Origin of the sequence: Enterobacter asburiae, assembly GCF_008080435.1 — a bacterium.
GTDB classification, from domain to species: domain Bacteria; phylum Pseudomonadota; class Gammaproteobacteria; order Enterobacterales; family Enterobacteriaceae; genus Enterobacter; species Enterobacter asburiae_C.
In genome coordinates, this window is the sequence record NZ_VRKN01000034.1 from 1 (window position 1) to 12,007 (window position 12,007).

General features: G+C 58.6%; 4 protein-coding genes. 2 read left to right on the top strand and 2 right to left on the bottom strand.

Annotated features, from left to right (window positions below; translation table 11 throughout):
* Both FU672_RS24195 and FU672_RS24200 read right to left on the bottom strand, forming a co-directional pair.
* A partial coding sequence (locus FU672_RS24195; protein ID WP_148245147.1) for an oxidoreductase occupies positions 1 to 758 on the bottom strand: 758 nt, incomplete at its 3' end.
* A gap of 13 nt (positions 759 to 771) precedes the next feature.
* The gene (locus FU672_RS24200) at positions 772 to 1,515 is read right to left on the bottom strand and encodes a DeoR/GlpR family DNA-binding transcription regulator (RefSeq protein ID WP_148245148.1); all 744 of its coding nucleotides are present in this window, start codon (positions 1,513 to 1,515) and stop codon (positions 772 to 774) included.
* Between the two features lie 739 nt (positions 1,516 to 2,254).
* Here FU672_RS24200 and FU672_RS24205 point away from each other — a divergent pair.
* Both FU672_RS24205 and FU672_RS24210 read left to right on the top strand, forming a co-directional pair.
* The gene (locus tag FU672_RS24205) at positions 2,255 to 3,592 is read left to right on the top strand and encodes a TolC family outer membrane protein (protein ID WP_148245149.1); all 1,338 of its coding nucleotides are present in this window, start codon (positions 2,255 to 2,257) and stop codon (positions 3,590 to 3,592) included.
* A gap of 121 nt (positions 3,593 to 3,713) precedes the next feature.
* Positions 3,714 to 12,007, top strand: an 8,294-nt coding sequence (locus FU672_RS24210; protein ID WP_148245150.1) for an Ig-like domain-containing protein, incomplete at its 3' end; no start/stop codon positions are given.

Below are 12,007 nucleotides of genomic sequence, written 5' to 3' on the forward strand. Positions count from 1 at the left end.
CTGGCTTTCACCACGCTGCCCTTGTCCCCGTGAACGCTAAAGCGTGCCGTACCGCCAGCAACCAGCATGCTGGCGTGTAGAATGACCTTATGCTCCGGGTAGTTTAAGACCACGTGCGCCCAGTCGTTAATTTCTGCACCGTCGCGCAGCGTCGCGATATTCCCCTGAACCGACTGCGGCAGGCCAAAGAGCTGTAGCGTCTGGTCAATCAGGTGAGGACCCAGATCAAACCACAGACCGCTCCCGGGGACGTTCTGCTCGCGCCAGCGCACGCGCACCTCCGGGCGGAAGCGGTCAATATGCGACTCCAGGTGTTTAACCTTGCCGAGCGTGCCTTGCTCAAGAATCTGCTTAATGCCGAGGAAATCACTGTCCCAGCGGCGGTTGTGGAAGACGGAGAGCAGCAGCTGCTTTTCATCCGCCAGCGCAATCAGGTCGCGGGCTTCCTGCATGTCGAGGGTAAAAGGCTTATCCACGACCACGTGTTTACCCGAGTTCAGGGCCAGCGTCGCCAGTGGGGCGTGCGTGGCATTGGGAGAGGCAATCACTACCAGATCGATATCAGGATGCTGAATGGCCTCTTCCGGTGTCGCCACCACCTGTACGTCCGGCAGATCGCGTTTAACCTTCTCTTCATCACGAGAAGAGACCACTGCCAGCTTAATCCCGTCCACAGACTGGATCAGCGGGGCATGAAAGGTTTTACCGACAAATCCATACCCGATCAGCGCAATATTGATTGTTTGAACGTTACTCATGACCTTCTCCACGTTAATTCGCGCACACCGTAACCTGCAATGCGCTATGGTCCCCAAGCTCAGGCCAGGGACGATCTAAAAAGAGTTGTTGAATGCTGGATAACCCGGAAACCAGATACGGCTCGCAGCGGTTGACTTTCAGGTGGTCGGCGACAATCCAGTGCGCATGGCTTGCGTCGAGCATCGCGCGTTTAACCTCAGCATCCGCTTCTTTACCGGCACTCAAACCGAGTTCGGCATGAATGGCGCACGCCCCAAGAATGGCGATATCTGCCCGATAACGGGACAGTAAAGACAACGTGGCGCTTCCGGCAAAGAGTCGCTGCTTGTGGTCCCATTTCCCGCCGAGCAGGATCAGCTCAATGTCTTCCCGGTCGCTAAAATGCTGGGCGATATCCAGCGAGGGGGTAATGACGGTGAGCGGCCCCTGAAGAAAGGTGGCGACGGCCATCACCGTGCTTCCGGCGTCCAGAAACAGGGTGGAGCCCGGTGGAACCTGCTGCGCGACCTGTTTACCCAGGCGCTGTTTGGTCTCCGGCAGCAGCGTATTGCGGCCCTGACGATTCATGGCGGAGAGGTTGAGCGCAATGGCTCCACCGTGGTTCTTCTGCGCAAGGCCCTGGTTTTCCAGGTCGGTCAGGTCCCGACGGATGGTATCTGCTGAAACCTGTAGCTTTTCGGCCAGTTCGGTGATGCTGGCCTGGCCTTGCTCACTGAGGATATCAAGGACGTAGCGTTGACGAGCGGTTTTGTGCATAGGCGTGCATTCCTGCAAAATGTCGCAATAATTTGCATAATACAGCATTTAGAAGCAGAGAGAAGGGAAATGTCCTTATGACGATGAGCTGCGGGGTGATGATTCAGATGCGTGATTATTAAAATTTTATTAAAGAGGTATAAATAGGTCGTTTTGAATGTTAACCACAATGTTATTCTTATGTTTTATTTAACGATTTGGATTATGCAACCAGTTTATCGCCATTGAGTGGATTTAATCACTATTCATCATTTATATGTCGTGATATTGTTTCTTTAATTAGTTTTTTAAAGGTTTTTAATTCTAAATTTACCCTCTTGGTTACCTAAATTGACACTTCTTTGAAAATCTTTGTGTCTGACCCGCCCCGAAATTGACGCAAAAATGTGCACAGAAAGAATTAAGAATTTTCCTTAGATAACAGGGGGTTTATATGTTTCATTTGAAAGGATACTTTTAGAGTTTTGTCCATAAACCCCATATTTTTTCTTGCTTGTAACACCACATTAACATTGTGGGTGTAGTGGGCTATACCACATTTTGTTATGCTGCTAACCAGTTTAAGAAATAAGTAAATTCTTAATTGAAATAAGACGCAGGCAGATCTCATCTCTAATGGAAATGGGTATGGGGAGTATTACCTGAAATTCAGCAAGGTAGCTAAATAAGATATTTGTCTAATTATCTGTACCTCTTTTTGGGTATTTGCTTGAGTATCACTCAGAGTCAGGGAGATAACATGACGATATTACGAAAGCCTATGTTACGCCGATTTACAGCAGCACTGGCATTCATTTCACTAGCCATAAATACGGCGTACGCCAATAGTAATCAGGTGGGTATTGCCCCGGTAGCAACAACAACCTTAAAAGAAAGTATTCTTTTTGCTATCGATCGCGATCCGTCAATTAGTCAGCAGGCCGCGCAATTAGGTATCGGCCAGGCACAAATAGATGAAGCGCGCAGCGGTTGGATGCCGCAAATATCGTTGAACGGGAGTACAGGGCACAGCCAGACCACCGATTCCAGCGGCTCGCTGAAGAATTCAGCCGCATGGGGGCTGAGCCTGACGCAGTTGCTGTACGATTTTGGTAAGACCAATAACAGCATCAGCCAGTCCTCCGCCCGGCGTGATAGCTACCGCTATCAGCTGATGGGCACGCTTTCGGATGTGGCCGAAAAAACGGCGCTTAGCTACGTAGAGGTCAGACGCTATTCCGATCTGCTGCAGGCGGCAATAGATAACGTTCAGGCGCTCAAAAACGTCGAGCAGCTGGCAAAACTGCGCGCAGACGCGGGCGTGAGTTCCACCTCCGATGAGCTCCAGACCCGCACGCGTATTGCCGGCATGCAGGCGACGGTCGCGCAGTATAACGCCGCCTTAAACAGCGCGCGCGCCAGGCTCGCGGTATTAACCGGGATGCAGGCAGAGGCTTATTCGCCTGTGCCCGCGAATCTTGCCGTGGAGCCGGATTCGCTCAACCGTATTGATTATTCGTTAATACCGGCGGTGATGGCCGCGCAGAACATGGAACGTTCGGCTCAGTATGGCGTGGAAACGGCGAAATCCCAGCACTGGCCGACGTTAAGCCTGAAAGGGGGGCGCACCCGTTATGAATCGGACAATCGTTCATACTGGGACGACCAGATACAGCTCAATGTCGATGCTCCGCTGTATCAGGGGGGCGCGGTTTCCGCTCGCGTTCGGCAGGCGGAAGGGGCACGAGCCATGGCCTCCTCTCAGGTCGATCAGGCACGTTTCGATGTCCTGCAAAAAGCCTCCGTCGCGCAGGCTGACTGGACCGGCGCACGGGGAAGAATGGAGGCCGGGAAGCAACAGCTGGAAAGTGCTCTGCGCGCCCGCGATGTTTATAAAAATGAATACACCCTGAGCAAGCGGAGCATTAACGATCTGCTGAGCGTTGAGCAGGATGTCTGGCAGGCCACTTCAGCGAAAATAATCGCTGAGTATGATGGCTGGAGTTCGGCAATTAATTATGCTTCCGCGGTTGATAATTTAATGCCGCTTATTGGAATAGAGAAAAACGCTGCCGCAAAATTACCTGACTTGAGTTAAAAAAAGACGCGCAGTGTTGCGCAAAAATAAGTCTGAAAATAATGGGTGTTTTTTCCCAGGGATAGCTACATCCATCTGGTGGTCATATCCACAGGAATCCGTACACCTGCAAGGAGAAGAAATGAGTAACGTAAAGGTTGTTGATGTCATCATTCGCAAAACGGCGGAGAAAACGAAATTAACCGGCGAAGGAAATCTGTCGGTCTCTATTTCATCGCCGAGCGTGATTGAAATCCAGGGCTCTGCTCAGGATGTCGCGCGTTATGTCCGCCAGGGGAAAGACCTCCTCATTTATATGAAAGATGGCAGCGTTATTCGCTGCAATAACTATTTTGTCGAAGATCCAGAAACGCATAATCAGTCAGAGCTGGTGTTCAACGACCGTCAGGAACTGACACATATTTCTTTTGCCGATGCCGGGGAAGCGTCAGGCGTTGCGGTGACCGAGTTAACCGCGCAGACCACACCGATTAGCAGCATTCAACCTTTCCTTGAGCAGGAAAGCGTTTTAAGCGACGCGCCGTGGGGCTGGATTGCGGGAGCTGCGTTAGGCGGCGGTGCCATTGGGGCACTGCTGGCAAACGGCGGTGACGGCGAAACTAAAACAAAAGTCATTGATAATACCAAAGAAGTTGAAAGCGCCACGCCGACCTTTTTGCTGTCGGATAAAGCGGGCGACAAGCAGGGCGTGCTGAGTGCAAACGAGATCACGGACGACAGCAACCCAACCTTTAGCGGTACCGGTCAGTCGGGCGCGACCATCCAGATCAAAGACAGCAGCGGCAGCACCATTGCCAGCACCATGGTCGCTAAAGACGGCACGTGGACGGTAATATTACCGACCCAGACGGACGGGGAGCACACCTGGTCGGTCGTGCAGATCGACGGCAGTAAAACCACCTCTGCGGGCAGTATCACCGTGACGGTCTCTACCGCCGATGCCGCCATTACGCTTGCCACCACGGCGGGCGATAACGTGCTGAACGCCAGCGAGCAATCCGCGGGCTTTACGCTTTCCGGTGCCAGCAAACATCTGGCGCAGGGTACCGAACTCACCGTGACGCTGAACGGCAAAACCTACACGGCTGAAGTCGGGGCAGACGGCGCGTGGCGCGTTAACGTGCCTGCGGCAGACGCACAGGCGCTGGGCGACGGTACCTGGACGGTTAACGTGAGCGGTAAAGACGCGGCGGGTAACACCGTCGGCGGGAGTCAGACGATTGGCGTGGATACCACCGCGCCAACCCTCTCTGTCGATACCCTCGCACAGGACAACATCATTAATGCGGCTGAGCACAATCAGCCGCTGATCCTGACCGGTAAAACGAATGCGGAAGCCGGTCAGATCGTCACGGTCACCCTGAACGGTAAAAACTATAACGCCACGGTGGGCAGCGACGGCATCTGGTCCGTCACGCTTGCCGCGAGCGACGTGCAGGCGCTCAATGAGGGCAACCACACCCTGACGGTTAACGTGAGCGACAAAGCGGGCAACGGCTCGTCCGTGACGGCAGATTTTACCGTTGATACCGCCGCGCCGGTCGTCACCATCCATACCGTGGCGGGCGACGATATCCTCAATATCAGCGAGCAGGGCCAGGCGCAGATTATTTCCGGCCAGGCGAGCGGTGCCGCCGCGGGCGACGTGATCACCGTGACCCTTGGCGGCCAGACCTTCACCGGCGTGGTGCTGGCGGACGGCAGCTGGAGCGTGGGCGTTCCGGCGTCCGTGCTGGGCGCGCTGGGTGAAGGCAACCACACGCTTTCGGTTTCCGTCACTGATGCGGCAGGCAACACCGGCAGCGCCACGCACGGCATCACGATGAGCGGACACCCGCCAGAATTTACGATTGACACCATCAGCCAGGATAACGTGCTGAACGCCCAGGAGGCGATGCAGCCGCTGAGCCTGACCGGCACCAGCAACCTGCCGGACGGCACCGCCATCACCGTGACGCTGAACAACGTCAACTATCAGGCCACCGTCGAAAACGGTATCTGGGCGGTCCAGGTGCCGGTTTCCGACGTCCTCAATCTGGCGAACACGCTTTATACCGTCAGCGTCAGCGGTACCGACAGCGTGGGTAACAGCGGTTCCGCCGGGGCGAATCTGCTGGTGGATACCGTCCTTCCTCAGGTCATTATCAATACGTTTGCGGGCGACAACCTGGTCAATAACGCCGAAGCGGGCGTCGATCAAACCCTCAGCGGTCGCGTTACCGGCGCGGCGGCGGGCGATACCGTCTCTGTCACCGCAGGTGGCAAGAGTTACACCGCAACGGTTGGCAGTGACCTGACATGGAGCGTGAAAATCCCATCAGCGGATCTTCAGGCGTTCGGCGACGGCGATTTAACCTTCAGCGCCTCCGTCACCAACGCGCATGGCAATACCGGCACCGGCGAGCGTGATATCAATATCAACGCGGAACTGCCGGGTCTGCGCGTGAACACCATCTCCGGCGATGACGTAATCAACGCGATCGAACAGCAGCAGGATTTGAGCGTCACCGGCTCCAGCAGCCATCTGGCCGCGGGCACGCAGATTATCGTCACCATCAACAACATTGAGTACGTCACCGCGGTTAACGCCAGCGGTAACTGGCAGATCGGCGTTCCGGCGGCGGACCTGCAGGCCTGGACGGCGGGCGGCATGACGGTTAGCGTCAGCGCTGAAGATGCCTGGGGCAATACCGTTGCGGCTGAACACCCGATTGAACTCGATCTGAACGCCGTGGCGGTCACCATTGATACCGTCTCCGGCGACGACCTGCTGAATGCGGCAGAAAAAGGCGGTGATTTAACCCTCTCCGGCCAGACGCAGGGCGTGGAGGCGGGGCAGACCGTGGTGGTGAAATTCGCTGACCAGACCTTTACCGCGCAGGTTCAGCAGGATGGATCCTGGAGCCTGACCGTACCCGCCAGCGCCATGGAAACCCTGATCGACGGGCGCGCGCAGGTGAGCGTCAGCGTCACTAACGTCAGCGGCAACAGCGCCGACGCGTCGCGCGTGGTCACGGTGGATACGCAGCCGCCGGCGATTACGCTCGATAACCTGACCGACGACAACATCATTAATGCGGCTGAAGCGCAGCAGGATTTACTGTTAAGCGGCAGCAGCACTGCGGAACCCGGCCAGACGGTCACCGTGACGCTGAACGGCAAAACGTATCAGACCACGGTCCAGACGGACGGTACCTGGCAGCTGAGCGTACCGGCGGCAGACGTGGGTGCCCTGACAGATGGCATCGTTACCGTGACGGCAACCGTAAGCGACGTGGCGGGCAACACCAGCAGCGCCGATCGCGTGGGTCTGGTGGACGCGACCGTACCGCAGGTGACCATTAACGACTTTGTCACCGACACCAACACCGTTAACCAGCTCGCCCATTCACAGGCGCAGATCCTGAGCGGCTCCGTCACCGGTGCGGCTGCGGGCGATCGGGTGACCATCAGCATTAACAGTGTGGATTACACCACTGTGGTGGATGCGGCGGGGAACTGGAGCCTTGGCCTGCCAGCGTCTGCCGTGCAGGGTCTTGCGGACGGTACCTGGACCATCGACGTCTCCGTAACCGACCGATCTGGCAACACCGGCAGTAGTTCGCTGGATGTGGTGGTGAATACCGTGACGCCTGTCATCGGTATCAACACGCTGGCGGCGGACGATGTGATTAACGCGACCGAGAAGGGCGAAGATCTGCTGCTCTCCGGCACCAGCAACCAGCCGGAAGGCACGACCATTACGGTGACCCTGAACGGCATTCAGTACACGGCCACCGCTGACGCCAGCGGTAACTGGAGCGTGACCGTACCGGCCTCGGCCGTAAGCGCGCTGGGAGAAGCCCATTACACCGTGACGGCGAGCGTCACAGATAACGTCGGCAACAGCGCCTCGACCTCACACGATGTGCTGGTGGACAGCTCGCTGCCGGTGGTGACGATTAATACGCTGGCGGGCGACAATATCGTCAACGCAGCGGAAGTGGCGGCAGGGCAAACCCTGACCGGTAAGGTGACGAATGCGGCGCCAGGTGACACTGTCACTATTACTCTGGGCGGCCAGACATACACCGCTACCGTGCAGGACGATCTGACCTGGAGCCTGCCGTTAAGCGAGAGCCAGCTTACCGCGCTCGGCAACGGCGACCTCACCGTATCCGCCAGCGTGACCAACGCACACGGCAATACCGGCTCTTCTTCTCACGACTTCAGCATCGACGCCCAGCTCCCGGGCCTGCGTATTGATACCGTCGCAGGTGACGACGTCATCAACGCGATCGAGCACGCTCAGAACCTGATCGTGTCCGGCACCAGCACCGATCTGGCGGCGGGCAGCACCGTGACCGTGACCATCAACGGCAAGGATTACTCTGCGTCGGTCATGGCGGACGGCACCTGGCAGGCGGCGGTACCGGCGGCCGATGTGTCCCAGTGGGCGGATGGTTCGCTCACCATCAGCGCCAGCGCGCAGGATGCCTCCGGCAACCCGGTGGCTATCGGCACCGTTGTGGATGTGGATCTCACCCCGGTTGCCATCAGCATCAACAGCGTGACCGACGATAACGTGCTCAACGCGGCGGAAAAAGGCCAGGATCTGGTGCTTTCCGGCACCACCTCCAACGTTGAAGCGGGTCAGACCGTGACCATCACCTTTGCGGGTAAAACGTATACCACGACTGTGGATGCCAGCGGCGACTGGACCTATACCGTACCGGCTGCCGATTTGAACGGTCTGAAAGACGGTGACGCCAGCGTGCAGGTAAACGTCACCAATGTGAACGGCAACGCGGCGTCTTCGGCGCAGGAATTCAGCGTCGATACCACCGCGCCGACGGTGACCATCAACACCATCAGCAATGATAATATGCTGAACGCGGCAGAGGCGGCGCAGGATCTGACCCTGAGCGGCACCTCTACTGCAGAAGCGGGCCAGACGGTCACCGTGACCTTCAACGGTAATCAGTACACCGCGCAGGTGCAGGCGGATGGCAGCTGGACGCTCGACGTTCCGGCGGCGGACATGGCAGGCATCACCGACGGCAATGCGGCGGTCACGGCGACCGTGTCCGATAAGGCAGGCAACCCGGCGAGCGCGGGCTCCTCGGTGCTGGTCGACACCACCGTACCGCAGATTGCGTTCAACATCGTTGCGGGCGACGACGTCGTGAATATTGCCGAGCACGACCAGGCGCTGATCGTCTCCGGTAAGGTCACGGGCGCGCAGGCGGGCGACGTGATAACCGTGACCCTGAATGGTAAAGACTACACCGCCATGCTGGACGCCTCCGGCAACTGGAGCGTGGGCGTTCCGGCGACGGACGTGGGCGCGCTGGTAAACGGCGATCAGACGATCTCTGCGACCCTCACCGATAAAGCCGGTAACAGCACCACCGCGACGCACGCGTTTGACGTCTCCCTGACCGCGCCGGTGGTTGCCATCAATACCCTGGCGGTCGACGACGTGATCAACGCGACCGAAAAAGGCCAGGATCTGCTGGTGTCCGGCACCAGCAACCAGCCGGACGGAACCGTCATTACGGTGACCCTGAACGGTATCAGCTATACGGCCACCACCGACGCCAGCGGTAGCTGGAGCATCACCGTTCCGGCGGCAAACGTTTCTGCGCTGGGCGAAGCAAGCTACGTGGTGACGGCGAGCGTAACCGACACCGCAGGCAACAGTGCGAGCACCGGCCACAGCGTGCTGGTCGACAGCGCGCTGCCGCAGGTCGCCATCAACCCTGTCGCCACGGACGATGTCATTAACGCAGCGGAAGTGGCTGCCGGGCAGACCCTGAGCGGCAAAGTGAGCGGCGCGGCGAGCGGTGACGCTGTCACGATTTCAATCGGCGGTAATACTTATACCGCAACGGTTCAGGACGATCTGAGCTGGTCGGTCAACGTGCCGTCCACGATCTTAACCGCCATCGGTAACGGCGATCTGACGGTGTCAGCCAGCGTCACCAACGGCCACGGCAACACCGGCTCCGGCGAGCGCGACATCATCATTGATGCCAACCTGCCGGGCCTGCGCGTCGATACCGTGGCGGGCGACGATGTCATCAACAGCATTGAGCACGCTCAGAACCTGATTATCTCCGGCTCCAGCGAGGGTCTGGCGACGGGCGCGGCGTTAACGGTGACCGTAAATGGCAAAACCTACGCCGCAACCGTGCTGGCGGACGGCACCTGGACGGCGGCCATTCCGGCAGCAGACGTCAGCGCGCTGAATGCGGGCACGATTGCCGTGACCGTAGAAGGTCAGAGCGCGGCGGGTAATCCGGTTTCTATTAACCATGACGTGAAGGTGGATCTGGCGGCAGTCGCCATCAGCATTGACCCGATTGCCTCGGACGACGTGATCAACGCGGCGGAGAAAGGCGCGGACCTGGTGCTGTCCGGCTCTACCTCCAACGTGGAAGAAAACCAGACCGTTACCATCACCTTCGGCGGCAAGTCGTACACCGCGACGGTGGATGCCAGCGGCAACTGGACGGCGACCGTACCGTCTGCCGATTTGGGCAGCCTGAAAGACGGCGATGCCAGCGTGCAGGTGAGCGTCAGCAACGTGAACGGCAACGGCGCGTCGGCAGGCCGCGAGTACAGCGTGGACGCGACCGCGCCGACGGTGTCTATTGAAATTGTCAGCGACAACAACATCATCAATGCGGCCGAAGCGCAGCAGGATCTGGTTGTTAACGGCGTGACCAACGCCGAAGCAGGCCAAACCGTCACCGTGACGCTGAACGGCGCGGACTACACCACCACCGTACAGGCAAACGGCAGCTGGAGCGTGACCGTGCCGTCCGCGGATCTGAGCGGTATTACCGACGGTAACTACACCATCAGCGCCGCCGTGTCTGATAAAGCAGGCAATCCGGCCTCTGCGGATCGCGACGTGCTGGTCGATACCACCGTCCCGCAGCTGACCATCCACACCGTTTCCGACGACGACGTGATCAACAGCGCCGAGCATGCGCAGGCATTGATTGTCACGGGCTCCGCGACCGGCGCAGCGGCGGGCGACGTGGTCACCGTCACCCTCAACGGCAAATCGTACACTGCCGCCCTGGACGCCTCAGGCAACTGGAGCGTGGGCGTGCCTGCGGCGGACGTCACCGCGCTGGCAGCGGGGGATTACACCATTACCGCAGCGCTGACCGATAAAGCAGGCAACAGCAACAGCGCCACGCACGGCGTGGAGGTGAACCTGACCGCGCCGGTGCTGACCATTGACACCGTTTCCGGTGACGATGTGATCAATAGCACCGAGAAAACCCAGGATCTGACGATCTCCGGTACGGCTTCCGGTCTGGCGGCAGGCGCGGTGGTGACTGTGATGCTGAACGGCAAAGCGTACAGTGCAACAGTGGATGACAGCGGGCTGTGGACCACCACCGTTCCGGCAGATCAGGTCGGCGCGTTGGGTGAGGCGTTGTACACCGTTACCGCATCGGCAACGGACAGCGTCGGCAACAATGCCAGCACGTCACACACCGTGAACGTGGAATCCGTTCTGCCGGGCGTGATCGTCAACACCATTGCAGGTGACGACGTCATTAACGCGGCGGAACTGGCAGCCGGCCAGACCATCAGCGGTAAGGTGGTGAATGCCGAAGCGGGCAACACCGTGACCGTGACGATTGGCGGTAACAGCTACACCGCAACGGTGCAGAGCGATCTGACCTGGTCCGTTAACGTGCCGGAATCGGTGCTGACTGCGCTGGGTAACGGCGATTTGACCGTGTCAGCCAGCGTCACGAACGGCGTGGGCAATAGCGGAACCGGTGAGCGCGAAATCGTGATAGACGCTAACCTGCCGGGCCTGCGCGTGGATACCGTGGCGGGTGACGATGTCATCAACAGCATCGAACACGGGCAGAACCTGATTATCACCGGTTTAAGCGAGGGGCTGGCGGCTGGCGCGGCGCTGACCGTGACCGTCAACGGCAAAAACTATCCGGCGACCGTTCTGGCGGACGGCACCTGGAGCGCGGCGATCCCGGCAGCAGACGTGAGTGCCCTGGCTGCAGGCACGGTTACCGTAACCGTTGCGGGCCAGAGCAGCGCCGGTAACCCGGTTTCCATCAGCCATGATGTGACGGTGGATCTGGCGAGCGTTGCCATCAGCGTCGATGCGCTTGCCACCGATGACGTGATTAACGCCGCCGAGAAGGGCGCGGATCTGGTGCTCTCCGGCACCACCTCAAACGTCGAAGAAAACCAGATCGTCACTATCACCTTCGGCGGTAAGTCGTACACCGCGACGGTCGATGCAGACGGCAACTGGACGACCACCGTGCCGTCTGCCGATTTGGGCAGCCTGAAGGACGGCGATGCCAGCGTGCAGGTGAGCGTCACCAACGTGAACGGCAACAGCGCCTCGGCGGGCCGCGAGTACAGCGTGGATGCAAC